The sequence below is a fragment of the Coralloluteibacterium thermophilum genome, assembly GCF_042654365.1.
GTDB classification, from domain to species: domain Bacteria; phylum Pseudomonadota; class Gammaproteobacteria; order Xanthomonadales; family Xanthomonadaceae; genus Coralloluteibacterium; species Coralloluteibacterium thermophilum.
On sequence record NZ_JBHSGG010000026.1, the window covers coordinates 36,265 to 61,419 of the forward strand.

Below are 25,155 nucleotides of genomic sequence, written 5' to 3' on the forward strand. Positions count from 1 at the left end.
CAATGCCTTCGTCCGCAGTCGCGCGTCGGCGGAGCGCGTCGCGGGGGTCGAGGCGATGCGAAGGCACGCGCCGGTGCGCGCGGACCCTGCGCTGCCTTCCGGGGGACGCGATGGGTTCAGGCGGCGCGACCGGGCCGCGCGCCGCCCTCGCGCGAACGCGGCAGGTCGAACAGCACCGGGCCGGCCTCGCGCATGAAGATGCGCAGGGTCACCGGCCCCACGCCGCGGAAGGCGCGGATCCGGCGCTCGAAGTCGGCGCGCCCGTCGGAGGCCTCGTAGAGGCCGAGGATGCCGCCGTCGTAGTCCTCGACGAGGCGGGTGCAGATGTCGACGAGGCGGCGCGCCGTGGACTCGTCGTAGCGCGCGTAGCCGCCCTCGTCGAGGATGCGCACCAGCTCGGCGTGCGGCGTGGCGCGGATCTTCTCCGCGCTGTCGAGGCCGTGCGTCTCCACCAGCGCGCGCCAGCTCCGTGCCGCGATCTGCTGGCCGATGCGCTTGCCGAACAGGAAGCTGGCGACGAACCAGCGGAACAGCGCCGCCTCGCTGCCGCTCTCGATCGCGATGTCCAGGTCTGCCGCGGAAATCCTGCGTGCCATGCCCTACCTCCGGCGCGCGTCCGGCGCGCGCCCGATGCCGCCGATGCCCAGGACCGCAGGGCGCGGGTCCGCCGGCACGGCCCGGCCGCGCCGCGGCGTCTGCATTCCGGTGCGGGACGCGGACGCACCCATCGCTGCTCCTCCATGACCGCCGTCGCGCGCCGCGTGGCGACGCGCCATCCAGACCTTGCCGGTCGCCTGTTGTGCGACGGGTGAAGGGCGCGCCTTCCCGGTGTGATCGACCTGCACCGGCCACGTGCCGGCGGTGCGGCGGCGGCTGCGCTACCCCTCGCCCAGGGCTGCGACGATCCGGGGCCAGGCATGGTCCCAGGGGATCCGCTCCTGCTCCAGGCGCCGGCCCGGGCCCCAGCGGCCATGGAGAAGGTCGGCATGCAGCCGCGCTTCCTCCGGTCGGAGCGTCGGGTGCGCGGACACGCGGTCGGGCGCGACCTCCTCGCTCCAGAGGATGCGATGGGCCAGGAAGGTGTCCTCGTCCATCAGCACGGCACGGACGTCCGGCAGGCGGGCCCGCAGCCGCGCGAGGATGGCGAGTCCGTGCGTGTCGATGTCGCCCCAGTAGACGATCCGGGCCGCGGCCAGCCAGGGCAGTCGCTCCACCACGTCCACCGCATAGCCGCGCGACATCAGCACGGCGACGCCCTCGACATCCTCGAACGCCAGCCCGGTGTCCCGGTTCTCCACGACGACCACGCAGGCCGGGTCGATGGCGAGGGCGGCCAGTTCCGCCACCGGCGACTCGATGTCGCCGAGACCGCCGGCGGCGGCACGGAGGGCGGGATCGAGCAGGCGCAGGCGCATCCGGGCCGGCGGCGGGCGCAGCCCCGTGACGGCGTGGAAGTCGAGGCCGGGATCCAGGCCACGCACCGCGGCGACCCAGTCGCGGACGAGCCCGCGACGGCGGCCCAGCCACTTGCTGTCGATGCCCTCGACCGGGAGCTGCCGCTCGAACAGGCCCGACTGCGGATGCCGGCAAAGCCAGTCCACCACGTCCGCAAGCCGGGCGAAGTCGTCGTCGGCGTACTCCGCGAGGGCGGCACTGCTGCGCCGCAGGGCAGCGTCGAGCCGGGCCGGGTCCGGCGCCAGCCCCGACCAGCGCGCACGCAGCATGCGGAAGCGGACGTCGGCACGCGCCCACGCCTGCGCCTCGCCCACCGCCGCGGCGACAGCGCAGGCATCGGCGAAATGCCAACGCATCGGGACCCGCTGCGGGCCGACCCGCCGCGGCGTGACGACATCCCACTCGACCTCACCGATGCCGGCGTCGTCGATCGCCTGCCACGCCCGCAGCCAGGCGTCGAAGCCTGCCCAGTCGCGCAGGATCGCCTCGCCGCTCGGCCTCGGGACGGGCAGATCGTGCGGCCAGACACCGCCCCCGCCCAGCCACGACCGGTGGCGGCTGCGCCAGGTCGCGCGCAGGCGCGCGCGCAGGGCCTCAGGCGAGCGCATCGTCCCGGCGGGCACGCTCGGGCAGCTTGAGCCGGCGGCCGGCGTCGTCGTACTCGATCAGGAGGGTGCCCGAGTCGTGGCGGCCGCTGATCTCGACGAAGCAGGCGCCGCCGATGAAGGGCTCCAGCGTCATCACCGACTTCAGCGGCGTGGCGACGATCATCTGGAAGCCGAAGTTCTCGAAGATGTTCATCGCCAGTGCGGTGAACTCGTTGTCGGCCTTGTCGAAGGCCTCGTCGAGCACCACGGCGGCGTAGCGCGGCAGGCCGCCGTCCTCGCCGCCGAGCTGGTAGCGCAGGGCGGCGGCGAGGCAGGTGGTGGCCAGCTTCTGGCGCTGGCCGCCGGACTTGCCGGCGCCGCTGCGGTAGACCTCGACCTGGGCGTGGGTCTGGGCGTCGATCTCCACGCCGTGGAACTCCACGTGCAGGCGCACGTCGAGCACCTGCTCGCGCCAGCGCCGGGCCTCGGGATCGTCCGCGCCCAGGCGCGCCACCAGGGCACGCAGCACGCCGAACTGCGCCTCGGCCAGCGCGCGGTCCTCGGTCTGGTGGTGGGCGAGCACCTCGCGCAGCCGCTGCTGGAATTCCAGCACCTCGGGCAGGCGGCGGTCGGTCAGCTCGATGGTGAGCACGGTGCCACGGTTGAAGGGCACCTGCTCCAGGCTGGCGTTGACCTCGTCCAGGCGCTGGCCGATGGCCTTGCGCGCCTCGCCGAGGTGGCGCTGCAGCACGGTGAGGTTCTGCTTGCTGCGGGTCTGCAGGAGCTCGAAGAAGCGCGCCTCGTGGCGCGGCAGGCCGTCGAGTTCGAGCCGGCGCAGGCGCGCGAGGTAGTCGTCCGCCGCCGAGAGGTCGGGGGTGAAGTCGCCCGCGTCCTCCGGCCAGCGCCGACGGAACTCGCGGAAGGCGGTCTCGATGCGCTGCGCCAGCCGGCTGTCCTCCTGCGCGCGCTCGCCGATCTCGGCGACCAGGGCGCGGTCGATCTCGCGGAAGCGGCTCTCGATGTTGTTCAGGGTCAGCGGCAGCGCGGTGAGGTCGCCCAGGCGCGCGGCCAGGCCCTCGGCCTGCAGCGGGGTCGGCGCCACGGTCGCGGCCTCCGCGCACCGGGCGCGCTGCGTCGCGGCCTCGCTGCGCTCGCGCGCCAGGGCCACGCGCTCGCCCTGGATCTCCAGCAGGCCGCGGCGCGCCGCCTCGCGCGCGGCGCGCTCGGCCTCGATGCGCTCGCCCAGGGCGCGCAGGGTGGCGTCGCCCGAGCGCAGCGCGTCGAGCTGCCCGCGGATGTCGGCGATGCGCTGCAGGCGCGGGGCGACGTCGATGTCGTCCCAGGCGAGATCGGCCAGGGTCTGCGCCGCGCGCACCTGCAGCAGGTCGCGCTGGCGCTCGGCGCCGATCGCCGCGACCTCGCTCTCGCAGGCGCCGATGCGGCGGGCGAGTTCGCGCGCCTCCTTCTCGAACAGCGCGCGCTTCTCGCGGTTGTCGAAGCCCAGCACCCAGCGGCTGCGGTCGCCGATGGCGTGGCGGTCGTCCTTCTCGTAGCGGCTGCCGCCGTGCTTGACCTGTCCCTCGCGGGTGACCGCGCGCTCGGCCTGGGCCAGCGCGCGCGGCGAATCGACGCAGGCGTAGTCGAAGCGGCGCGCCAGCTCGCCCTGCAGCCACTCGCGGTGCGGGTGGTCGGCCAGTTCGAGCTTGTGCACCAGCGAGCGCTCGCCCGGCCGGCGCGGCATCAGCGCGTCGTCGCGGCCGATGCGGTGGTAGACCAGGCGCGTGCCCAGGTGGGTCTCGTCCACCCAGCGCGCGACCGCCGCATGGTGGCGCTCGTCCACCAGCAGCGAGAGCGCGAAGCCGTGCAGCAGGCGCTCGGCGGCACCGCGCCACTTCGCCTCGTCCTCGCGCACCTGCATCAGCTCGCCGGCGAAGGGCAGCGCCTGGGGCTGGAGGCCGAGCGCCTCGCACAGCCGCGCGCGCAGCGCCTGCATCCGCGAGGGAATGTTGGACGGCGACTGTTCGAGCGCGGCGATCTCGGCGCGCACCTCGGCGAAGCGGCGTTCGTCGTCGCGCTTGGCGATGCGCCGCTCGGCGATGCGTTCGTCGAGCGCCTCGGTGCGGGCGCGGGCGGTCTCCAGCAGGTCGCGCGCGCGGGCGGCCGCCTCGGCGAAGGATTGCGCGCTGCCAGGCAGGTCCCAGTCGAGTTCGCGGCAGGCGTCCTCGGCCTTGCGCCGGCGCGCGGTGCGCACGTCGCGCTCGGCCTCGACCCGGGCCAGCTCCTGCTCCAGGCGCACGATGCGGTCGCCGCCCTGCTCCAGGTGCTGGCGTTCGAGGTCGGCGAGCAGGGCCTCGTGGTTGGCGAGCGTGGCCGCGCGCTGGCCTTCCTCGGCCTCCAGCGCGGCGTCGCGCGTGGCCAGGTCCTGCAGCCGCGCGTCGAGCAGGGCGAGGCGGCGCTGCTCGCGGACGGCGTCGATGCCGGCGCGCAGCTCGAGCAGTTCGCCGCTGGCGCGGCGCAGTGCCAGCAGGGCCTGGTGGTCCTCGCGCGCGGGCGCGAGCACGTCCACCTGCTCGCGCGCGGCGACCACGGCGCGGTGCGCGGCGTCGAGGTCGGCGAAGTCGGCCACGAGGCGGTCCGCCGCCGCGAAGGAGTCCGGCACCTCCAGCATGAAGCTGCGCAGGAAATGGTTGAGGTCGCCGAGGTTCTTGGCGGACTGGGTCTTGTGCAGCAGCTTCAGCGCCATCTCGCTGCCGATGCCGAGCACGCGGCGGAAGCGCTCGGCGTAGCCGGCGAAGTTCTCGAAGTGGTGCACGTCCTCGCCCAGCCGCGCCTTGAGGCGGCGCAGGTCGAGGTCGAAGCCCTCCAGCTCCCCGGCGATGTCGAAGCGCCGCTCGCACACCATGTAGTGCTTGCGCACGTCGGCGGCGGCGGAGCCCGCGCCGGCGATCCAGAACAGCCGCACCAGGCTGACCGTGCGGCCGAGCGCGTTGCGGTACTCCAGCACCAGCGCGCTCCAGGTCGCACCGCGGCGCAGGTACTGGGTGGCGATCTCGCCGGAGTCGGCGTCGGTGCGGTCGGCCCAGGCGCCGCGGACGTAGGACACGAGGTTGCGGTCGCGGCCGCTGCGCTCGGCCTCGCGCGCGGCCGCGTTGAAGTCCACCAGGGCCGGCGGCACCAGCAGGGCGGACATCGCATCCAGCAGGGTGGACTTGCCGGAACCCGAGCGGCCGACGAACAGGAAGCCGCGCTCGGCGATCGGCACCGTGTGCAGGCCGCTGAAGGTGCCCCAGTTGTGCACCTGCAGGCGGCGCATGCGGAACTGCTCGGCGCGCGGATCGGGCAGGTCGTCGAGGAACAGCGCCTCGACCGGCGCGGCGGGCGTGCGCGTCTTCTTCATGCGTCGGGGTCCTGTCCGGCGGCCGTGCCGGATTCGCGCAAGGTCCGGTACACCGCGGTCAGTGCCTGCACGTCCTCGGCCGGGAACAGCAGCTTCAGGGCGGGCGAGACCTCGTAGCGGTCCTCGCTGCCGCGCAGCCGGGTGAGCACGTGGCTCTCCTTCATCTTGACGATGGCGGCGCCGACGCGGCGCTCGAAGCCGGCCCGGTCGGTGGAGAGGTTCTTCTCGTACACGGTCAGCGCCTCGACCAGCCCGGCCTCGGCGACCACCGCGCGGTGCCCCTGCGCGTCGGCCTCCGCGAGCTGCTGGCGCAGGTGCAGCAGGAGCACCGAGTCGATGAAGGTCAGCGGCGCGGTGCGCAGCAGGATGGGCGTGTCGAGTTCGCCGGTGTCGGCCTGGCGGGTGAAGGCCACGCCGGTGTCGCGGTCGATCACCAGTTCCAGGAACAGCTCCGACAGGCGCGCGCGCAGCGCGTCCTCGTGGCCCAGCAGCGCCGGCCAGAGCTGCGGGTGGCGCTGCGCATCGACGCTGGGCCCGGCCAGCAGCTGGCACAGGGCGCGGCGCGCGTCGAGGGCGAGGTCGCCGCGGTCGCCGGGGTAGAGCGCGCGCGCGGCCTCCGCCGGCGACGCGTCCTGCGGCGCGGAGGCCGGTTCGGCGTCTTCGAGGTCAGACCAGTTCATGACGTTTTTCCCGGGTGAACCACAGGAGGGGAATGCGCGCCTGCCGCCAGGTGCCGTCGGCGCCCTCCCAGGCCACCGTCTCGGTGGCGTCGGGCGCGACCTCGCCATGGCGGACGCCGAGCGAGAGGCAGCCGATCACGCTGCCCAGGCCCTGGGCCGGCGGGCGCTGCCGGAACACCTCGGCGATGGAGAGCCGGTCGTGGCGTTCGAGCAGGCCGGCGATGTCGGCCTTCAGGCTGCGGAAGTCGATCTCGGAGGCGGCGACCAGTTCCCCGACGCTGTCCAGGGAGATCGCGGCGCCGGCGCCGGCCTGCACGCTGCCGTCCACGGCGGCGGCGCGCGGATCGTGCAGGCGCCACTGCGACAGCGAGCGCAGGCGGCTGGTGGTCAGGGCGAGGGTGTGGCCGGTGGCGCGGGTCGGCGGCAGGACCTCGCGCAGTTGCAGGGCCTCGGCCTGGGCCTGGCGCAGGAGCTGGTTGAGGCGGCGCTGCTCCAGGTAGCCGCGGTGCTGCACGAAGCCGCGCAGGCTGCGCGCGACGTGCTGCAGCACGTCGTGGACGTGGCCGCCGCGTTCGAGCATCACCCGCGTCAGCCCGCGCAGGAAGGCGCGCTCCTCGCGGGTCAGGCGGCGCGCGAAGCCGCGCGAGAGCACCGCGTCGAGCGCGGCGTCCAGGCGCGCGCTGCGCTCCGGGTCGTTGAGCAGGCGCCAGAACGCGTCGAAGCTGCGCCCGGCGTCGCTCTCGGCGATCACGTCGATGCCGGCGAAGAGGCGTTCGAGCACGTCGCCGCGCTCGCCCTCGTCGTCGATGATGCGTTCGCGGAACTCGCGGTTGAGCCGCTCGAAGTCGTCGCGCACGCGGCGGAAGTCCTCGGTCAGCTCGTCGGCCAGGGCGATGACCTGGCGGGCGCGCTCCAGCGCGCGCTTGCCGTCGAGCGGCGCGACCCGGCCTTCGCCGGCGCGCGCGATCTCCGCCTCGATGCGGTCGCGCTCGGCGTAGAGCGCCGACAGCCGCGCGGCGGGATCGCTCTCGGTCTGCTCGGCGAGCTGGACCAGCTCGTCGATCACCAGCGACAGGCGGCTCTCGGTCGCGGCCGCGCGCGGTGCGTCCATGCCGGCGACGAAGCGCAGCGCCTGCACCGCCTGGGTGGAAAGCTCGTACTCCTCCTCCGCCGCACCGTCCGGCAGGCGCCGTTCGAGGAAGCCCTGCGCCAGCCAGTCGGCGACGTAGGCCTGGGCGGTGCGCGCCAGCTCGCGCGGGAGATCGGCGCCCGCCAGCGCGTCCAGCTCGTGCTGCAGGCGCTCGTGCAGGGCCGAGGCCGGCAGGCGGCGTTCGCCCTCGAACAGCAGGCTCTGCAGCAGGCCGAGGATCTCCGGCGCGTGGTCGGCCGCGAGCAGGCGCCAGAGCGGCTGCTCGCGCAGGCGGCGGTAGGTCGCGATGCGGGCGTGGGACTTCAAGCGGGCGCGGTCCGCAGCGGGCCGGTCAGGCCTTCTTGAGGAACTCGGTGCGCAGCACCAGGCCCTTGACCTTCTCGACGTTGCACTCGATCTCGTCGGGATCGTCGGTGAGGCGGATGTTCTTCACCAAGGTGCCGCGCTTGAGCGTGACCGAGGTGCCCTTCACCTTCAGGTCCTTGATGAGCGTGACCGCGTCGCCGTCGCCCAGGGTGTTGCCGTTGCTGTCGCGGACGACGATGTCGCTGTCGCTCATGCCGGACCTCCATTCGCTGCGCGCGCCGGAGCGCGGGGCGCGCAGTCTGCCAGCCGCGACGCGCCGGCGCGAGGCCGGTGCGGGAAAGGCGGACGCGACGGCGTCCTGCCTCGTGTCCCGCTCCCGATGTCCCGCGCCGCGCCCTTCACGCCGCGGAGGACGCCCCCGGCGCCGCGTGGGCGAGGAGGAAGCCCAGCGCGGCCGCGCAGTCGTCCTCGACCTTGAGCGACAGCAGCGGGTCGGCGCGGGTGCGGCCGCGGTTGACCGCGGCCACCGGCAGGCCGAGGTCGACGGCCTTCTTCACGAAGCGGAAGCCGGAATAGACCATCAGCGACGAGCCGACCACGAGCACGGCGTCGCTGCGGCCCAGGCCGGCGAAGGCGCGCTCGACGTCCGCGCGCGGCACGTTCTCGCCGAAGAACACCACGTCGGGCTTGAGCAGGCCGCCGCAGTGCGGGCAGTCCGGCACCCGGAAGCCGTCGAAGTCCACGCCCTCGAGGTCGGCATCGCCGTCGGGCGCGTCCGCGGCATCGAGCGCCGCCCAGGCCGGGTTGCGCGCCTCCAGCTCCACCTGGAACGCCGCGCGCGGCAGACGCGCCTCGCAGGCCATGCAGCGCACCCGGTCGAGCCGACCGTGCAAGTCGACCGCGTCGACGCTCCCGGCCGCCTGGTGCAGGCGGTCGACGTTCTGGGTGACGAGCAGCGCGCAGCGACCGTCGGCCTCCAGCCGCGCCAGCGCGTGGTGCACGGCGTTCGGCTGCGCGCGCCCGAAGCGGCGCCAGCCGACCAGGCTCCGTGCCCAGTAGCGCCTGCGGGTGTGCGCTTCGGCCATGAAGGCCTGGAAGGTCACCGGCGGGGTGCGCTTCCAGCTCCCGTCGGCGGCGCGGTAGTCGGGAATGCCCGAGGCGGTGCTGCACCCCGCCCCGGTCAGCACGAACAGGCGGCGATGGCGCTCGACGAAGGTCTGGAGGACGGCGTCGGACATCATGGCAAGGATACCCGTGGGAGCGGCTTCAGCCGCGACCCGTTTCGTTCCGGAAGGGGAAGCATCGCGGCTGAAGCCGCTCCCACAGAGACGGATTCCGCAGCTCAGCGCGCGATCTCGCGGGCGAAGGGCGGCAGCGCGCGCAGCATCTGCGCGCCGTAGCGCTTGGCGACGATGCGGCGGTCGAGGATGACGATGCGCCCGGCATCGTCCTCGCTGCGGATCAGGCGCCCGCAGTACTGGGTGAGGGTGCGGATCGCATTGGGCACGCTGACCTCGACGAAGGCGTTGCGTCCGTTGGACTCCAGCCACTCGGCATAGGTGGCGTCCACCGGGTCGGTGGGCACCGCGAACGGCAGCTGGGTCACCACCACGGTCTCGCAGAGCCTGCCGGGCAGGTCCAGGCCCTCGCCGAAGCTCGCCAGTCCGAACAGGGTGCTGCCCTCGCCCGCCGCCACGGCCTCGGCATGCTCGTCGAGCAGGGCCTGCTTGGCCTTGGCGCCCTGCGCGCGCACCGTGGCGCGCCGCGCCGCCGGGAGCAGGTCGAGGACGCTCTCCAGCTTGCGCCGCGAGGTGAACAGCACCAGGTTGCCGGCGCGCCAGTCGAGCCCGTCCTCGAGCCAGGCGGCGACCTCGCGCGCGTGGCCCTCGCGGTCGTCCGGCATCGTCTTGAGGCGCGGCACCACCAGGCGGGCCTGCGCCTCGAGATCGAAGGGCGAGGCCAGGCTCAGCGTCTCGGCGTGGTCGGGCAGGCCCACCTGCGCGGCGAAGGCGCGGAAGTCGCCGCCGGCGGAGAGGGTGGCCGACGTCAGCACCACGCCCGCGGCCTGCGGCCACAGCGCGCGCTTGAGCACGGGCGCCGCCGAGACCGCCGAGGCGTGGCAGACCAGGCCGCCGTCGCGCCCGCGGGTGACCCAGCGCGCGGTCGGCGCGTAGTCCGGGTTGTCCTCCAGCGACCACAGCCACCAGGCCGCGTGCTGGCGCTCGACGCGCTCGCGCGCCAGGCCCAGCTCGCGTGCGACGGCCTCGCTGCCGGTCGATTCGTGCCGGCTCTCGGCGACGGTCCGGGCGGCGGCCGACACCCAGCGCACGACCCTGGCGGTGAGTTCGCGCAGATGCTCCGCGGCCCGGCGCCAGTCGTCGGGCAGCACCCCGAGCGGCGCGCGCCAGCTCGGCGGGTCCTCGTCCATCGAGGGCGTCCACGAGGTGTCGATGGTCAGGTCGAGGTCGTCCAGGGCGACGTCGAGTTCGGCGAGGGTGCGGTCGATCTCGTCGAGCGCCAGCTTGCCGATGCGGTCCTTGTCCACCAGCGCGTAGGTCGGCGAGAGCTGCGCGCGCAGCCGCGCCAGCCGGCGGCGCGCATCGGCGATGTGGACCTCCGCCGCGCCGCGGTCGATGGCCTTGCCGGCGAGGTGATGGGCCTCGTCGAAGACGTAGAAGGCCTCCTGCGGCGCCGGCAGCAGCACGCCGCCGGATTCCTCCTCGTCGCCGGCGATCATCAGGTCGGCCAGCACCAGGTCCTGGTTGGCGACGACGATGTCCGCCTCGCGCAGTGCGTTGCGCGCGAGCACGAAGGGGCAGTGGGCGAGGTAGGCGCAGCGGCGCCCGGCGCAGCCGCCGGCAGTGGTCGTGATGAGCGGCCGGGTCTCGTCCTCGACGGGCAGCGGCGTGCGGTCGATGTCGCCGTCCCAGCTGCCCTTGACCAGGGCGTCGAGCAGGGCGGCGACGGTGGCCGGTTCGCCCGGCCGCGGCGGACGGCTCCAGGCCGCGACCTCGCCGTAGGCGCCGAGGTCCAGCCCGCCCTGCGGGGCGTCCGCGCCGGAGGCCAGTTCCTGCAGGTTGCGCACGCAGGCGTAGCGCTGGCGGCCCTTGGCGAGCACCACCCTGGCGTCGTTGCCGGTGACCCGCAGGAACTGCGGGATGTCGCGCTGCACGAGCTGCTCCTGCAGGGCGACGGTCGCGGTGGCGACGATGAGCTTCTTCTTCGCCGCCCGCGCCAGCGGCAGGCCGGCGAGCAGGTAGGCCATGGACTTGCCGGTGCCGGTCGGCGCCTCGATCGCGGCCACCCCGCCCTCGCGGCCGAGGGCGCGCGCCACCGCAGCGATCATCTGGCCCTGCGAGGCGCGCACGCGGTAGCCGGGCAGCGATTCGCGCAGGCGCGCGTAGGACGCGCGGATGGCGTCCTTGTCGGCGTCGGTCAGGGCACGCGGCGGCGCGGGCGGCGCCGGCGTCGGGGAATCGGCCACGGGCGTAGGGCGGGAGACGGTCGCAGCGACCTGCGGCCGCGCATTGTCCCATGCCCGGGCGCCGGGCGCCGGGCGCCCCAGTGTGCAGGGCCGGTGTGGACGGGGTGCGAGGCCGGAGCGGCGCCACTCCGGCTGCGGGCGCAGCCGCGGGACTAGCCTGCGCGCAGCGCGTCCCGCGGCAACGTCAGTCGCGCCAGCAGGCCGCCCCCTGCACGGTCGTGCAGGTCCAGGCGGCCACCGTGGCGCTGCGCGGTCGAGCGGGCCACGGCCAAGCCGAGCCCGGTGCCGCCGGTGTCGCGGCTGCGCGAGCGCTCCAGGCGCTGGAACGGCTGCACCAGGCGCGCGCGCGCGTCGGCGGGAATGCCGGGCCCGCGGTCGGCCACGTCGATGCGCACGTGGCTCTCGTCCCCGTGGATGACGATCTCGGCCGCACCGGCGTACCGCACGGCGTTGTCGATCAGGTTGGACACCGCGCGCCGCAGGGCCAGCGCGTCGCCCTGCACGATGGCGGGCGCGTCGGCCTGCACCTGGACCGCCTGGCCGAGCGCGGTGGCGGAGGCGGCCAGCTCCTGCGCCAGTGCGGCCACGTCGACGGTCTCGCGCTGCAGCGGGGCGAGTTCGCCGCGGGCGTAGGCCAGCACCTGGGCGATCATCGCCTGCATGCGCTCGATGTCGGCGACCATGCGTTCGCGCTCGGGCGGCGGCGCGGACTCCGCGCGCAGGCGCAGGCCGGTCAGCGGCGTGCGCAGGTCGTGCGCGACCGCGGCGAGCATCGCGGTGACGTCGTCGGCCTGCGCGCGCAGGCGCTGCCGCGCATCGGCGATCGCCCGGCCCAGCACACGCACCTCGGCGGCGCCTTCCACCGGGACCGCCGGCGCGTCGGCGCCCAGGTCCATGCGGGCGCTGGCCTCGGCCAGGCGCCGCAGGGGCCCGGTGAGCCTGCGCGCCATCCACCAGGCCAGCGGCGCGATCAGCAGTGCGCCCAGCGCCAGCGCCAGCAGCACCTGCCGGCGCCACTGCCCGCGCCCGGCGTCCACGCTGCCGACCACCCGCCAGGTTCCGTCGGGCTGCACGGCCGCGAGCTGGAACGCCGGCACCTGCAGCCCGGCCGCCAGCAGGGCCGCGCGCACCTGCGTCTGGCGCTGGGCGTCGATCCGCCCGGCGGGCGTCAGCTGGCCGCTGTCGATCACCTGCAGGCCCACCTCCGGCGTCCGCTGCCACACCGCGCGCACCTGCGGCGCGGGCCGCTGCAGGCGGTCGGCGGCAAGGTCCGCCAGCCACGGCACCGGCGTGCCGCTGGGGGCGTCGGCCTGCGTCCATACCCGCAGCCCCGGCGCCGGGGGCGCGGTGCCGGCCAGGGCCGCGACCGCCTCGGCCGGGACCATGGTCGGTGCCGGGGGAGCCGGCCACCAGCCGACCACCGCCAGGGCCACCGCCTGTGCCAGCACCAGGGTGGCCAGCGCCAGGCCGCCGACCAAGGCCAGGATGCCGCGCGGCCGGCTCACAGGCGCCGCACCGTGGCGGCGAAGCGATAGCCTTCGCCGCGCAGGGTCTGGATCAGGGCGTCCGCCCCGGGATGGGCCTGGGAGAGCTTGCGACGCAGGCGGCTGATCGCGAGGTCGACGGCGCGGTCGAAGGACTCCGCCGTGTCGCCGTGCGTCAGCGCCATCAGGCGCTCGCGGTCGAGCACGCGGCCGGCGCGCTCCACGAAGGCGCGCAGCAGTGCGAACTCGCCGGCGGTCAGGGTCACCTCGGCGCCATCCGGCGCGCGCAGTGCGCGTGCCTCGATCTGCAGGGTCCATCCGGCGAAGGCGTAGCCCTCGGCCGGCGCCGCCGCCTGCCTGCGCAGCTGCGCGCCGCGCCGCAGCAGTGCACGCACGCGAGCCAGCAACTCGCGCGGCTCGAACGGCTTGGCCAGGTAGTCGTCGGCGCCCACCTCCAGCCCGATCACGCGGTCCGGCGGGGTATCCAGTGCGCTGAGCATCAGCACCGCGACGTCGGCCTCGGCCAGACGCCGGCACACCGACAGGCCGTCCTCGCCCGGCATCATCCAGTCCAGCACCACCAGGTCTGCCGGCGCCTGCGCCAGCAGACGGTCGAGCGCGGCCGCGCCATCGGCGGCGCGCACCGCATAGCCGTGGCGGGCCAGGTAGTCGCACAGCGCGTCGCGGATGCTGGCGTCGTCGTCGACGACGACGATGCGGGCGGTCTCGGGAGCCATGCCGCCATTGTCGCCCGCGGATGTATCGCGCTTGTATCAGCGCCGCAACCAACGGCGCGTGCGCCGACATCGTGCCGATACCGGACTGCGATGGAGTGGCGGCCCCTTTCACGAGGTTCCGCCATGTCGCTCCGTCTCGCGCTGCCCATCTGCCTGTTGTCGCTGTCGAAGGCCGCCGTCTGCGCTGCCGCGCCGTCGCCATCGACGCCGGCGCCGGAAGGCCACCGCATCCCGATGCACCTGGTGGGCAAGCATCCGCGCGTACAGGTGCGCATCGACGGCGTCGACCGCCCGCTGAGTTTCGTGGTCGACACCGCCGCCGGCGCCAGCGTCGTCGATGCCGCGCTGGCCGAGCGCCTGGGCCTGCTCGATGCCACGCCGCGCCGGATGCAGGTGCAGGGCGCCGGCGGCAGCACGGCGGCCACCCACGTCACCGCGCTGCAGGCGCTGTCGTCCGGCGATCTCCGGTGGCAGGCGCAACTGCTGGCGATGGACCTGTCGAAGGTCGCCGAAGGCGACGCGCCGCCGGTCGAAGGCATCCTGGGCAACGACCTGATGGCCCGGTTCGACCTGCGCTTCGACCTGCCGGCCGGGCACGTGCTGTTGGCGCCGCCGGGCAGCCTGCCGCGCACGGACTGCCTGGACAACGCGCTGCCGCAGCGCGCGGCGGGCCTGCAGCGCTTCGCGTTCGTGCCGGCGCAGCTGCGCGATGGCGGAGACCGCGTGCCGGTGATCGGCGTGGTCGACACCGGAGCCGCGCAGACTGTCCTCAACCCGCCGGCGGCGCGCGCGCTGGGCGTCGCCGAGGACGATGGGCGCCTGCGCCGTCGCGAGGCCGGCACCCGCGGCATCGCCGAACAGGTGATCGAGACCTGGCTCTACACCCTGCCCACGCTGGCCATCGGCGACTGGCAGCTGCCGCCGACCGAGGTGCGGATCAGCGCGCTGCCGGTGTTCGCGGTGCTGGGCCTGGCCGACCGGCCGGCGGCGATCCTGGGCATCGACGCCTTGCGGCAGCGGCGGGTGGACGTGCTGGCGAACGCCACGGCCGTATGCCTGGGGCCATCCGACGCGGCGCTTCCGGCCGGCGGAGCGCGCGACGCGGTCCGCTGATCGCACCTGCGGGCGCATCGGGCACGCCTGACGATCCGCGAGCAGCGACGTGCCGTGTCCGCCGTTCCTGCAGCTTGTGCGACGCCTCCCCATGTCCGCGATGCCCCGCCACCCGCTGACCGCGTTGTCCGCGCGCGATGCACGCCGGGTGGACATGGCTGGAGCGCGTCCGTCCCCGCACCGCCGTCCGACGCCAATGTGTGGACGGGTGCCGGGCCCGCCCGCCCCCGAAACGGCGGGCGGGCCCTTCCGCTGGCCGTGCGCGGCACGGCCGGTATTTGGTGCGCCGGCTACCGCCCCGACGCGTTGGCGTGTTCTGTGCGGTGGCGATGACCTCCCCGTCGCCCACCCCTCTCCGGGGTGCCGGGCCCGCCCGCCCCGAAACGGCGGGCGGGCCCCTTCCGCTGGCCGTGTGGATGGCACGGCCGGTATTGGTGCGCCGGCTACCGCCCCGACGCCTTGGCGTGTCCTGTGCGGTGGCGATGGTCTCCCCGTCGCCCACCCTCTCCGGGGTGCCGGGCCCGCCCGCCCCCGAAACGGCGGGCGGGCCCTTCCGCTGGCCGTGCGTGGCACGGCCGGTATTTGGTGCGCCGGCTACCGCCCCGGCGCGTTGGCGTGTGTGTTCCTAGCGGCGCGGATCGAAGTTGCCGCCGACCCTGAGCGGATCGCGCACCGTGCCTTCGTCGCCCGCCCGGTAGTCGCTCTGCTTGCTGTAGTCGGGCGAGGAATAGGAGTTGTAGTTCTCGCGCGAGCTGAAGGCGTCGCGGACCGCCGCCCTGGCCTTGTCCCAGGTCAGCCGCGACTTGCCGCGGCGCGACTCCCAGTTCTGCGCCAGCTCGCGCTCGAGATCGTCGTCCCACTGGCGGTCGCCGTAGCGGCCGCCCGCCTCCGCGCCGTAGCGATAGGCGGGGCGGTAGTCGTCGTAGTCGTAGGCGCTGTCGTAGTAGTCGCTCTCGGCGTAGCGGCTCTCGTGGTAGCGGTCGACGAGGTCGTAGGTCCGGTAGGTGCGGTCGCTGCGCTCCCAGGAGTCGCGCACCGCCGGCCGCGCCTCGTCCCAGGACAGCCGCGACTCGCCCCGCTCGGCCTCCCAGCGGCGGCCGAGGTCGCCTTCGAGGCTCTCGTCCCAGCTGCGGTCGAGATCCGCCTCGCGCGCCTGCAGGCCGAGCCCGTAGGCCGCGGCGTAGTCGCGGTCGTAGTCGTAGTCGCCGTCCTTGCGCTCGACCACGTAGGGCCGGTCGCGATGGGCCTCGCGCCAGTATTCCTTCTCCGCGGTGGGGTCGAGGCGCTCTGCGACGCCCTTGCCCGCCGCGGCGCCGGCAAGACCGCCTGCGACCACGCCGACCAGTGCGCCGATCGGTCCGAAGAACGCACCTGCCGCAGCGCCCGCCGCGGCACCGCCCGCGGCCGTGCCCACGCCGACGCCGACGGGATGGGCGCCGGGCGCCTTGGTGATGGGGTCCCGGTTCATGTCCCGGGCCTCCTGCCTGCGCTCTTCCCTGGAAAGATCGTCGCGGGATGCGGTCATGAGAGGTGGCTCCGTAAGAGGGATCGGGGCGCGCCCCGAAGTGGACGTCAGGCTACGGATCGGCGGTGAATCCGCCGTGCGCGACCGGTTGCGGTCGCGTGACGCCCTTGGGGAGGAGCGAGGGCGGGAGTGGGAGGTGAGAAGTGAGAAGTGAGAAGTGAGAAGTGAGAAGTGAGGAGTGAGGAGTGAGAAGTGAGGAGTGAGGAGTGAGGAGTGAGGAGTGAGGAGTGAGGAGTGAGGAGTGAGGAGTGAGAAACGAGGATGAGCCGGTGGCGCGTCCTCGGACCGCACTCCCTGTCCGCCCGGAACAGCAGGACGGCCGTCCGCCTCGTTTCTCACTCCTCTCCACGCACTCCTCGACGAAGCCGTCTCACGCCCTGAGACGGCCATGCCCTACAACGGCGCGCCGTTCCCGCCGCGCCGCCGCCGATGTCCGCACTCACCGCCCCACCCCACCGCGACGCGGCGCTGGCCCGTCGCGACGCCCGTCTCGATGGCCGGGCCCTGGCGCACCGGCTGCAGGGCAAGTACGCCGACCGCATCACCGGCGTCATCTCGACGCCGGGGCGGGAGGGCCGCTACGCGCCGCTGCCGGAGGCCCTGCCGCCGGCGCTGGCCGCCGCGCTCGCGGCGCGCGGCATCACCCGGCTCTACAGCCACCAGGCCGAGGCCTGGGACGCGGTGCAGGCCGGCCGCAACGTGGTGGTGGTGACGCCGACCGCCTCCGGCAAGTCGCTCTGCTACACGCTGCCGGTGGTGGCCGCGACCATGCGCGGCGAGGGCAAGGCGCTCTACCTGTTCCCGACCAAGGCGCTGTCGCAGGACCAGGTGGCCGAGCTGCTCGACCTCAACCGCGCCGGCGACCTGGGCGTGAAGGCCTTCACCTTCGACGGCGACACGCCCGGCGACGCGCGCGCGGCGATCCGCCTGCACGGCGACATCGTGGTCAGCAATCCCGACATGCTGCACCAGGCGATCCTGCCGCATCACACCAAGTGGGCGCAGTTCTTCGAGAACCTCCGGTACGTGGTGATCGACGAGGTCCACACCTACCGCGGCGTGTTCGGCTCGCACGTGGCCAACGTGATCCGCCGGCTCAAGCGGGTGTGCGCGTTCTACGGCGCGGACCCGCAGTTCATCCTGTGCTCGGCCACCATCGGCAATCCGCAGGCGCACGCGGAGGCGCTGATCGAGGCCGAGTGCGCGGCGGTCACCGAAAGCGGCGCGCCCAGCGGCGACCGGCACGTGCTGCTGTGGAACCCGCCGGTGGTGAATCCCGATCTCGGCCTGCGCGCCTCGGCGCGCTCCCAGTCCAACCGCATCGCGCGGCTGGCGATCCGCGCGGGCCTCAAGACCCTGGTGTTCGCCCAGACCCGGCTGATGGTCGAGGTGCTGACCAAGTACCTCAAGGACGTGTTCGACCACGACCCGCGGCGCCCGCCGCGCATCCGCGCCTATCGCGGCGGCTATCTCCCGACCGAGCGCCGCGCGGCGGAGCGCGAGATGCGCGCCGGCAACATCGACGGCATCGTCAGCACCTCCGCGCTGGAGCTGGGCGTGGACATCGGCAGCCTGGACGTGGTCGTGCTCAACGGCTATCCGGGCTCCATCGCCGCGACCTGGCAGCGCTTCGGTCGCGCCGGCCGCCGCCAGCAGCCCTCCCTGGGCGTGCTGGTCGCGTCCAGCGACCCGATGGACCAGTACCTCGTGCGCCACCCGGAGTTCTTCCAGGGCGCGCCGCCGGAGCACGCGCGCATCCACGCCGACCAGGCGCTGATCCTGCTCGACCACATCCGCTGCGCGGCCTTCGAACTGCCCTTCCTCGCCGGCGAGCGCTTCGGTCCGCTGGACCCGCAGGACTTCCTCGAAGTGCTGGGCGAGTCCGGCGTGCTGCACCAGGAGGGCGACCGCTGGGAGTGGATCGCCGACAGCTACCCGGCGCAGGCGGTCAGCCTGCGCTCGGTGGCGGACGGCAACTTCGTCGTCGTCGACCGCACCGAGGGGCGGCAGACCATCATCGCCGAGGTGGACTACTCCGCTGCCGCGCTGACCCTCTACGAGGGCGCCATCCACATGGTGCAGAGCGCGCCGTTCCAGGTGGAGCGGCTGGACTGGGAGGGTCGCAAGGCCTACGTCACCCGCACCAACGTCGACTACTACACCGACGCCATCGACTACACCCGGCTCAAGGTGCTCGAGCAGTTCGACGGTGCGAAGTCCGGCCGCGGCACCACCCACCACGGCGAGGTGCACGTGGTGCGGCGCGTGTCGGGCTACAAGAAGATCCGCTACTACACCCACGAGAACATCGGCTACGGACCGGTCAACCTGCCCGACCAGGAGCTGCACACCACGGCGGTGTGGTGGGCGCTGCCGCAGGACGTGCTCGAGGCGGCCTTCGCCTCCAGGCAGCGCGCGCTCGACGGCTTCCTCGGCGCCGCCTACGCGCTGCACGTGGTCGCCACGGTGTCGGTGATGGCCGAGGCGCGCGACCTGCAGAAGGCGGTCGGCAGCGGCGACGGCGCCTGGTTCGCCGACCGCGACGGCCAGGGCCGCGGCACGCTGCGGGACGCCGACGGCCAGGCGCTGGCGATGGACGACGACGCGCGCTTCGTGCCGACCGCCTACCTGTACGACAACTTCCCCGGCGGCGTCGGCCTGTCCGAACCGCTGTTCCTGCGCCGCGACGAGATCCTCGCCCGCGCGCGCGAACTGGTCGCGCGCTGCGACTGCCGCGCCGGCTGCCCGGGCTGCGTGGGGCCGGTGCTCGCGGCCGACGAGGACGGCGCCGATCCCGCGGCCACGCCCAAGGCGCTGGCCGGCCAGGTGCTGGCGCTGCTGGCGGCCTGAGGGGAAGGATCCCGTGAGCGAACTCGCACGACGGCTGCGGGCCTTGCGGCAGCAGGCGGGCGGCGGCGCGCTGGGCGAACGGGCGGCGACGCCGGCACCGCGCGTCGCCGCGACCGTGCCGTCCGGCGCGGACCTCCAGGCCGCGGACGTCCCGCGCCCGCAGGCCGTGCCGCCGCCGCGCCCGCCTGCACCGGCACGACGCCCGCCCGTGCCCGAGGAACTGCGCCGCCTGCTCGTCCAGCGCGACCGCCTGCTCGCGCCGGCGAAACGGCCGCAGCGGGCAGCGGACCGCACCCTGCACGGCGAGGAGATCGCGCCCGGGCTGCGCTATCTCGAACAGCGCTTCGCCTGGGCTCCGCCGCCGCCCCACATCGACGCCTGCCGCGTGCGCGGCACGCCGCGGCCGCCGCCGCCCGGCGCCAACAGCGCTCCGCACCCGGTCGGGCCGGTGGACTGCGCGCGCTTCCTGTCCTTCGACACCGAGACCACCGGCCTCGCCGGCGGCACCGGGACGCGCGCCTTCATGATCGGCGCCGCCGACTGGCACGAGGGCATGCTGCGCCTGCGCCAGCTCACCATCACCACCCTGGCCGCCGAGACCGCGATGCTGCGCGCCTTCGCGGACTGGCTGCGTCCCGACACGGTGGTGGTGAGCTACAACGGCCGCAGCTACGACGCCCCCCTGCTGGCGACCCGCTACCGGCTCGCGCGCCTGCCCAATCCGCTCGCCGGCCTCGCCCATCTCGACCTGCTGCACCCGGTGCGCCGGCGCTGGCGCGGCGTGTGGCCCAACTGCCGGCTGGCGACCGCCGAACGCAGCCTGCTCGGCGTGGTGCGCGAGGACGACCTGCCCGGCGCCGAGGCGCCGCGCGCCTGGCTCGACTACCTCCGCGGCGGCAGCGCCCGCGACCTCCGCCGCGTCGGGGAGCACAACGCACAGGACCTGCGCAGCCTGTTCGGGCTGCTCTGCCGGCTGTCCGAGGAGTGAGTGGAGAGGCGTGGAACGCGGCGACGGGAACCCGCCTCGACGCTCACTCCTGCGGCACCAGCACGTCGCGGACCTCCACCGGGGACGACACCGGCGTGACGCCGGGAATGGCGTCGCCGCGCAGCACGGTCAGCTCCGTGCCGGCCACGCGCGCGCGGGCGGGGGCGTCGGTGACCAGCAGCGTCGCGCCGGGCGACAGCGCGTCGTAGACCTCCTGCGAGAACACCGGCGGCGCGCGGATGCGCGCGATGGCATCCGGGTCGATCCCCTCGCCGAGGTGCGTCTCGCCCGGCAGCGGCACCGTGAGCCAGCGCAGGGCGTCGCGTCCCGGCACGATGCGGCTGGCGCCGGACGGCGGCTCGTCCAGCAGGACGTAGGCATGGCTGCCGAAGGGCGCGTCGCCCTCGATGGCGATGGGCGCGTTGCCGATCACCTGGCCCTCGCGCAGCACCACCACGCGCCGCTCGTGGGTGCTGACGACGATGGTGAGCGGCCCCTCGGCGGCGAGTTCCGGCGTCCAGGTGACGTCCGCATCGGCGGGCACCGCCGGATCCGGGCGCGCGGTCCCGTCGGCATCGGCCGGCGAGAACAGCCCCGGATGCGCGACCTGCGGCGCGAAGCCGATGTCGTCGGACACCACCACCGTCATGCCGGTGCGGGTCACGTCGAACAGCCTGCGCGCGAAGTCCAGCGGCATGCGCACGCAGCCGTGCGAGGCCGGATAGCCCGGGAGGTTGCCCGCGTGCAGCGCGATGCCGTCCCAGGTCAGCCGCTGCATGTAGGGCATCGGCGCGTTGTTGTAGAGGTTGGAGTAGTGCTCCTTCCTGCGCTGCAGGATGGAGAAGATGCCCGTCGGCGTGACGTGCCCCGGCTTGCCCGAGCTGACCGTGCTCGCCCCGATGCGCACTCCGTTGCGGTAGACGAAGGCGAGCTGCTCCGGAAGGCTGACCACCACCAGCACCGGCCCGGACGGCGCCAGCTCCGGCGACCAGATGTACTCGCCCGGCCGCAGCGCGGTGACCTCGGTGTCGAACGGCATCTCGCGGCCGTGCTCGATGGCCGCGGCAGGCGCGGCGAGCAGGACGAGGGCGAGCACCAGGCTGCGGAACGCGTGCGCTGCGGACATGACGCGGTGGATCGGTGGGCGGAACCCTACGGTACCAGCCCGCGCCCAGGATGACCGGGCACGCAGCCTCGTCGCGGACGCGGCGAGTGGATCGTGCGCATCGACGCCTGCGACGCAGCCGCATGCACCGGAGGAGGGAGCGGCTTCAGCCGCGAGTGCACACGGCCCGCGCGACAGCGGAACCGTCAGCGCTGCGCGGTGGTGCGCGCGGCCGTCTCGGCGCGCGCCTGCAGCACCGCGGCCTTGGCGCGCGCCGCGAGGCCGGAGGTGCGGTGCCTGCAGTTGAGGAAGGGCGAGGCCGCGAGCCAGTCGTCCTCCGGGTAGTAGGCGAACAGCATCTGCCCGTCCTTGAGGCTGTCGATGACCTGGCGCGCAACCGCGCTGCGGACGGCCGGGCAGCCGAAGCTGCGGCCGAGCCGGCCCATCGCCGGCGCGGCCTCCGGGTTCACGTAGGGCGCGCCGTGCATGACGATCGCGCGCCGCCGCGCGGCGTCGTTGATGCCCGGCTCCAGCCCGTCCATGCGCAGCGAGTAGCCGTTGCCGCCGTGGTAGGTCTCGGCCATGGCGAACAGGCCGAGGCTGCTCTGGTGGCTGCCTTCGCGGTTGGAGAAGCGCGTGGCCATGTTCCCGCCGGTGCCCTGCCCGTGCGCGACGTGCTCGGCGAAGAGCAGCGCGCGCGCTTCGATGTCGAACACCCACAGGCGCTTCTCGGTCGAGGGCAGGGAGAAGTCGATCACCGCGAGGCGCGAGACCTCCTCGGCATCGCCCGCGGCGACGGCGCACTCGCGCGCGCCCAGAGCCATGCCGAGCACGTTGCGGTCGAGGTCCGGCGCCAGCGGCGCGAGCGCGTCGAGCAGGACCTCCTCGGGATGGAGTTCCACCATCTCCGGCAGCACCGGCTCGGGGATCGGACGCTCCGGCGTGGCGGCCGGCAGCGGCGCGGCGTCGGCTCGGGAGGAGGAAGGCGGCGCGCCGGCATGGGATGCGGCGACGCAGAGGGAGGCGGCCACCGCGAGGGCGGCCGCGGAGCGGGACAGGATGCTCATCGCGACAGGAGGATACGGAAGCCCGCCGGCCGATCTACACGCGACGCACACATCGGCCGGTTCCGTTCAAGGCCGATGCAGCGAGGTGATCGTGGTCGTTGCGGTCATGGAACCGCGACGCGGGCGCGCGGCGCGGCGTCCCGGCGACGTGCCCCAACCTTCTGGAGAATCAGGACTCCGCCTGCGGCCGCGCCGGCCCCTCGCGCGCGTCGCCGTCCTCGCGCGTGGCGGCCTCGTTGGGGCCGTCGAGCGGCAGCGCCGTGACCAGGATGCGCGCGTCGTCGCCGAGCAGCTCGCGGATCTCGTCGGGCGTAGACGGAGGCGGCGCATCGGCAACGAGGAAGACGTTCTCGGCCTCCTGCGGCGGCTGGCCTCCGTCGCCGTCCTCGGCATGCGCCTCGGCGATCGCCGGCACGCGGTTGCCGAGCCGGTCCATCAGCCCCACCAGTCCCTCGCGCACCAGCGGCGCGCGCGCGATCTCGATGCCGTCGCGGAACACGCTGACGCGGCGGTCGGCCTCGCTGAACACCGCCACCATCGGCCCTTCCGGCACACGCTCGGGCGCCCACAGCGCCTGCGCATCGTCGAGCCCGGTGCCGACGCGCATGAAAGCCGTGCGCGGCTCGATCGGCGCGAGCAGGCCGGGATGCACCACGCCCATGGGATGCGAATGCACGTCGGCGACCACCACGGCCGTGGTGAAGTCGGTGACCTCGTAGAGCTTCGCGGCGAAGTCCTCGGGCAGGCGCACGCAGCCGTGCGAGGCCGGATGCCCCGGCAGGGCGCCGGCGTGGAGGGCGATGCCGCTCCAGGTCAGCCGCTGCATGAAGGGCATGGGCGCATCGTCGTAGAGGTTGGAGTGATGCATGCGCCGCTTCTGGAGAATCACGAACTCGCCGGTCGGCGTCTCGTAGCCGTCCTCGCCGGTGCTCACCGTCGACACGCCGATGCGCACGCCGTTGCGATAGACGTAGATGCGCTGCTCGGGGAGGCTCACGACCAGGGTGACCGGGCCGTCCGGCGAGAGCTGCGGCTCCCAGATGAAGTCGCCGGGCTCGAAGTTCACCTCGCCGTGCAGGGGCGCGCCGGGGACGAAATCGGCGGGTGGACCCATGTCGCGCTCGCGCGGATCGCGCTCCGCGGTCAGCCGCGGCAGCGCGCCGCTCTCCTCGCCGAGGGCACGCGCGGGGATGGCGTCGGCGGGTGCCGCCACGAGGGCCGACACGAGGGCGAGGCCGAGGACGAAGGACGGGATGCGGGTGCACGGACTCATGCCGCCGACGCTAGCCGCGCAGGCGTCGGAGACGCATGAACGCCGGATCCCGACGCGCCGGCACCCGCGCCCGGACGCGGTTCAGCGCGCGGTGGGCGGGCTCGGCCCGAGGGGTCCACAGTTGGAGTAATATTCCATCCACTCCCTTGTTGGAGAGGAAGCCGTGCCCCTTTCGCACCTTCGTCCTGCGCTGCCCGCGACGCCCGCGCCCGAACTCGCCGCACCGGCGCTGCGGGCCTTCTTCGCGATCGCCGAGCGCTGGAAGCTCAAGAACGCACAGGCGCGCCGGCTGCTCGGCGACCCGCCGGAATCGACCTTCTTCAAGTGGAAGAAATCGCAGGAGGGCAGCCTGGGCCGCGACACCCTGGAGCGCATCAGCTACGTGCTCGGCATCTTCAAGGCGCTGGAGATCCTCTTCCCCGATCCGACCCGCGCCGACGCCTGGATACACAGGCCGAACGCCGCGCCGCCCTTCGGTGGCGCCTCCGCCCTCGACCGCATGCTGTCCGGCAACGTGGCCGACCTGTACGTCGTCCGCAGCTACCTGGACGCGCAGCGCGGCTGGTAGCCGGCATCGCAGCGCCTGCGACGGCGCCGGTCGAGACTCGCGACTTCCGCTCCTGTCCCCCCGCCATGGACGCGACCCCACCGCTCACCGACCTCGACTGGCCCGAAGCCTGGCGCATCGTCGCCAGCCGCTTCCCGCCGGTGGGCCCGTTCGACCGGATCGCCGATCCGGCCGACATGGAGGCGCTGTTCGCGGTCGAGGCCATGACCAACCCGCGCCTGCGCCAGGAGATCGGCCAGCTCGACCTGGTGCCGCGCGAGCGCCGCGTCGCCGGCCCCGGCACCACGCCGATCATGGCGGCCTTCACCCATCCCAATCCCGCGGGCAGCCGCTTCGCCGGCGGCGAGGTCGGCGTGTTCTACGCCGCGCGCAGCCTGGAGACGGCGGTGCGCGAGACCATGTATCACCGCGCGCGCTTCATGACGGCCACCCGCGAACCCGCCATGAAGATCGAGATGCGCGCCTACCGCACCGGCATCCGCGGCCGCCTGCACGACCTGCGCGGCGGCGGGTTCGAAGCCGCGCTCGCGCCGGACGACTACGGCCCCTCGCAGGCCCTCGCCCGCCGACTGCGCGACGCAGGCTCGGACGGGCTCGTCTATCCCAGCGTGCGCGACCCCGGCGGCGAATGCGTGGCCGCCTTCTACCCCGACATCGTCGCCCGCTGCCGCCAAGGCCGGCACCTCATCTACAGCTGGGACGGCACGCGCATGGCGGTGGAGTACGCGGTGGCGGCGCTGAAGAGGGTGTAGGGGGGGCGGGAAAAGCGGGAATCGGGACCAGGGGTTCGGATTTCGGGACTGCGTTTCCGCCCGTACTCGTTCCTCACTCCTCCCCACTCACTCCTCAAGCCCCCGCAGCCCCCTCCCCCGCGGACAGCGGGGAGGGTTGGGGGGCGCTTCGGCTGCGAGAAGTGAGACATGAGGAGTGAGAAACGAGGCGGAGATGCGACTGCGCGTTCTCTCCACTCACTTCTCAAGCAGCGCGCTGCGCGCGCTCACCCCCATCCCCGCCTTCCCCCGCAGGCGGGGGAAGGAGCGGCCCTTGGCGAGGGAAGCTGCGCCTGAAGATGGACCTGCCCGACGCCCAGGCCCGCATCAAGTGCGCCCGCGCGCTGATGGTGGTCTTGAACGCCCGCGGGCCGTAGGAGCGGCTTCAGCCGCGATCGGTCTTCCGCACCGAGGTCCCCAGGTCGCGGCTGAAGCCGCTCCTACGGGGTTGCAGGTAGGTCGCCGTGTCCGGACGCGTGGACTACGTCGGCGCTACGCCTCCACCTTGCACCCCCACACAGCCCATGCACGCTGCACGCGCTCACCCTCATCCCGGCCTTCCCCCGCAGGCGGGGGAAGGAGCTGGTCGCGCAGGCATGGAGGTTCTCTCGGCGAA

The 25,155-nt window shown here is 74.1% G+C and carries 17 protein-coding genes and 2 pseudogenes; 5 read left to right on the forward strand and 14 right to left on the reverse strand.

From position 1 onward, the window contains the following. Positions 1–116 precede the first annotated feature (116 nt). From ACFO3Q_RS09630 to ACFO3Q_RS09675, 10 genes and pseudogenes are all read right to left on the reverse strand, one after another. Positions 117–596: an HhH-GDP family DNA glycosylase gene (locus tag ACFO3Q_RS09630; protein ID WP_377004461.1), complete on the reverse strand. Its 480-nt coding sequence runs from the start codon at positions 594–596 to the stop codon at positions 117–119. Positions 597–878: 282 nt separating this feature from the next. Then, positions 879–2,063 (reverse strand): Wadjet anti-phage system protein JetD domain-containing protein, encoded by a 1,185-nt coding sequence (locus ACFO3Q_RS09635; RefSeq protein WP_377004462.1) that lies wholly within the window; start codon positions 2,061–2,063, stop codon positions 879–881. Next, positions 2,050–5,439: an ATP-binding protein gene (locus ACFO3Q_RS09640; RefSeq protein ID WP_377004463.1), complete on the reverse strand. Its 3,390-nt coding sequence runs from the start codon at positions 5,437–5,439 to the stop codon at positions 2,050–2,052. Before ACFO3Q_RS09640 ends, ACFO3Q_RS09635 begins: the two co-directional genes overlap by 14 nt. Further along, positions 5,436–6,119, reverse strand: a complete 684-nt coding sequence (locus ACFO3Q_RS09645) for a DUF4194 domain-containing protein (RefSeq protein WP_377004464.1) — start codon at positions 6,117–6,119, stop codon at positions 5,436–5,438. The genes ACFO3Q_RS09640 and ACFO3Q_RS09645 overlap by 4 nt, the downstream gene beginning before the upstream one ends. Beyond that, entirely contained in the window at positions 6,106–7,575 is a 1,470-nt protein-coding gene (locus ACFO3Q_RS09650) for a DUF3375 domain-containing protein (protein ID WP_377004465.1), read from the reverse strand. The genes ACFO3Q_RS09645 and ACFO3Q_RS09650 overlap by 14 nt, the downstream gene beginning before the upstream one ends. A 25-nt stretch (positions 7,576–7,600) precedes the next feature. After that, positions 7,601–7,843, reverse strand: a pseudogene (locus tag ACFO3Q_RS09655) (alkylphosphonate utilization protein); the annotation flags it as partial. A 130-nt stretch (positions 7,844–7,973) separates the two neighbouring features. Further along, positions 7,974–8,813, reverse strand: coding sequence for an NAD-dependent protein deacetylase (locus tag ACFO3Q_RS09660; RefSeq protein WP_377004466.1), 840 nt, complete (start codon positions 8,811–8,813; stop codon positions 7,974–7,976). Positions 8,814–8,917: 104 nt separating this feature from the next. Continuing rightward, complete coding sequence (gene dinG, locus ACFO3Q_RS09665; RefSeq protein ID WP_377004467.1) at positions 8,918–11,059, reverse strand: ATP-dependent DNA helicase DinG; 2,142 nt, start codon at positions 11,057–11,059, stop codon at positions 8,918–8,920. A gap of 152 nt (positions 11,060–11,211) precedes the next feature. Beyond that, a complete protein-coding gene (locus ACFO3Q_RS09670; RefSeq protein ID WP_377004468.1) occupies positions 11,212–12,564 on the reverse strand; it encodes a HAMP domain-containing sensor histidine kinase in 1,353 nt (450 codons plus the stop codon). After that, a complete protein-coding gene (locus ACFO3Q_RS09675; protein ID WP_377004469.1) occupies positions 12,561–13,280 on the reverse strand; it encodes a response regulator in 720 nt (239 codons plus the stop codon). The genes ACFO3Q_RS09670 and ACFO3Q_RS09675 overlap by 4 nt, the downstream gene beginning before the upstream one ends. 123 nt (positions 13,281–13,403) lie before the next feature. Between ACFO3Q_RS09675 and ACFO3Q_RS09680 the strand changes: the two genes are divergently transcribed. Beyond that, complete coding sequence (locus ACFO3Q_RS09680) at positions 13,404–14,393, forward strand: aspartyl protease family protein (RefSeq protein ID WP_377004470.1); 990 nt, start codon at positions 13,404–13,406, stop codon at positions 14,391–14,393. Positions 14,394–15,132: 739 nt separating this feature from the next. Here ACFO3Q_RS09680 and ACFO3Q_RS09685 read toward each other — a convergent pair. After that, positions 15,133–15,918, reverse strand: a pseudogene (locus ACFO3Q_RS09685) (hypothetical protein); the annotation flags it as partial. Between the two features lie 429 nt (positions 15,919–16,347). On the opposite strand from ACFO3Q_RS09685, the gene ACFO3Q_RS09690 reads away from it, so the two are divergent. Beyond that, entirely contained in the window at positions 16,348–18,768 is a 2,421-nt protein-coding gene (locus tag ACFO3Q_RS09690; protein WP_377004471.1) for a DEAD/DEAH box helicase, read from the forward strand. Positions 18,769–18,781: 13 nt separating this feature from the next. Beyond that, positions 18,782–19,756: a ribonuclease H-like domain-containing protein gene (locus ACFO3Q_RS09695; protein ID WP_377004472.1), complete on the forward strand. Its 975-nt coding sequence runs from the start codon at positions 18,782–18,784 to the stop codon at positions 19,754–19,756. 43 nt (positions 19,757–19,799) lie between these two features. Here the strand turns inward: ACFO3Q_RS09695 and ACFO3Q_RS09700 are convergent, their stop codons facing one another. The 3 genes from ACFO3Q_RS09700 to ACFO3Q_RS09710 form a co-directional block, all read right to left on the reverse strand. Then, positions 19,800–20,882 (reverse strand): L,D-transpeptidase, encoded by a 1,083-nt coding sequence (locus tag ACFO3Q_RS09700; RefSeq protein ID WP_377004473.1) that lies wholly within the window; start codon positions 20,880–20,882, stop codon positions 19,800–19,802. 185 nt (positions 20,883–21,067) lie between these two features. Then, positions 21,068–21,928, reverse strand: coding sequence for a murein L,D-transpeptidase catalytic domain family protein (locus tag ACFO3Q_RS09705; RefSeq protein WP_377004474.1), 861 nt, complete (start codon positions 21,926–21,928; stop codon positions 21,068–21,070). A 169-nt stretch (positions 21,929–22,097) separates the two neighbouring features. Then, complete coding sequence (locus ACFO3Q_RS09710) at positions 22,098–23,201, reverse strand: L,D-transpeptidase family protein (protein ID WP_377004475.1); 1,104 nt, start codon at positions 23,199–23,201, stop codon at positions 22,098–22,100. Between the two features lie 163 nt (positions 23,202–23,364). Between ACFO3Q_RS09710 and ACFO3Q_RS09715 the strand changes: the two genes are divergently transcribed. Both ACFO3Q_RS09715 and ACFO3Q_RS09720 read left to right on the forward strand, forming a co-directional pair. Beyond that, positions 23,365–23,769, forward strand: a complete 405-nt coding sequence (locus ACFO3Q_RS09715; RefSeq protein ID WP_377004477.1) for an MbcA/ParS/Xre antitoxin family protein — start codon at positions 23,365–23,367, stop codon at positions 23,767–23,769. Positions 23,770–23,834: 65 nt separating this feature from the next. Next, positions 23,835–24,521, forward strand: coding sequence for an RES family NAD+ phosphorylase (locus ACFO3Q_RS09720; protein WP_377004478.1), 687 nt, complete (start codon positions 23,835–23,837; stop codon positions 24,519–24,521). Positions 24,522–25,155: the final 634 nt, after the last annotated feature.

Bases quoted from the DNA above. Each gene is read 5' to 3' on its own strand.
- ACFO3Q_RS09630 (WP_377004461.1), bottom strand. From the start codon at position 596: ATGGCACGCAGGATTTCCGCGGCAGACCTGGACATCGCGATCGAGAGC.
- ACFO3Q_RS09635 (WP_377004462.1), bottom strand. From the start codon at position 2,063: ATGCGCTCGCCTGAGGCCCTGCGCGCGCGCCTGCGCGCGACCTGGCGC.
- ACFO3Q_RS09640 (WP_377004463.1), bottom strand. From the start codon at position 5,439: ATGAAGAAGACGCGCACGCCCGCCGCGCCGGTCGAGGCGCTGTTCCTC.
- ACFO3Q_RS09645 (WP_377004464.1), bottom strand. From the start codon at position 6,119: ATGAACTGGTCTGACCTCGAAGACGCCGAACCGGCCTCCGCGCCGCAG.
- ACFO3Q_RS09660 (WP_377004466.1), bottom strand. From the start codon at position 8,813: ATGTCCGACGCCGTCCTCCAGACCTTCGTCGAGCGCCATCGCCGCCTG.
- ACFO3Q_RS09675 (WP_377004469.1), bottom strand. From the start codon at position 13,280: ATGGCTCCCGAGACCGCCCGCATCGTCGTCGTCGACGACGACGCCAGC.
- ACFO3Q_RS09680 (WP_377004470.1), top strand. From the start codon at position 13,404: ATGTCGCTCCGTCTCGCGCTGCCCATCTGCCTGTTGTCGCTGTCGAAG.
- ACFO3Q_RS09690 (WP_377004471.1), top strand. From the start codon at position 16,348: ATGTCCGCACTCACCGCCCCACCCCACCGCGACGCGGCGCTGGCCCGT.
- ACFO3Q_RS09700 (WP_377004473.1), bottom strand. From the start codon at position 20,882: ATGTCCGCAGCGCACGCGTTCCGCAGCCTGGTGCTCGCCCTCGTCCTG.
- ACFO3Q_RS09705 (WP_377004474.1), bottom strand. From the start codon at position 21,928: ATGAGCATCCTGTCCCGCTCCGCGGCCGCCCTCGCGGTGGCCGCCTCC.
- ACFO3Q_RS09710 (WP_377004475.1), bottom strand. From the start codon at position 23,201: ATGAGTCCGTGCACCCGCATCCCGTCCTTCGTCCTCGGCCTCGCCCTC.
- ACFO3Q_RS09720 (WP_377004478.1), top strand. From the start codon at position 23,835: ATGGACGCGACCCCACCGCTCACCGACCTCGACTGGCCCGAAGCCTGG.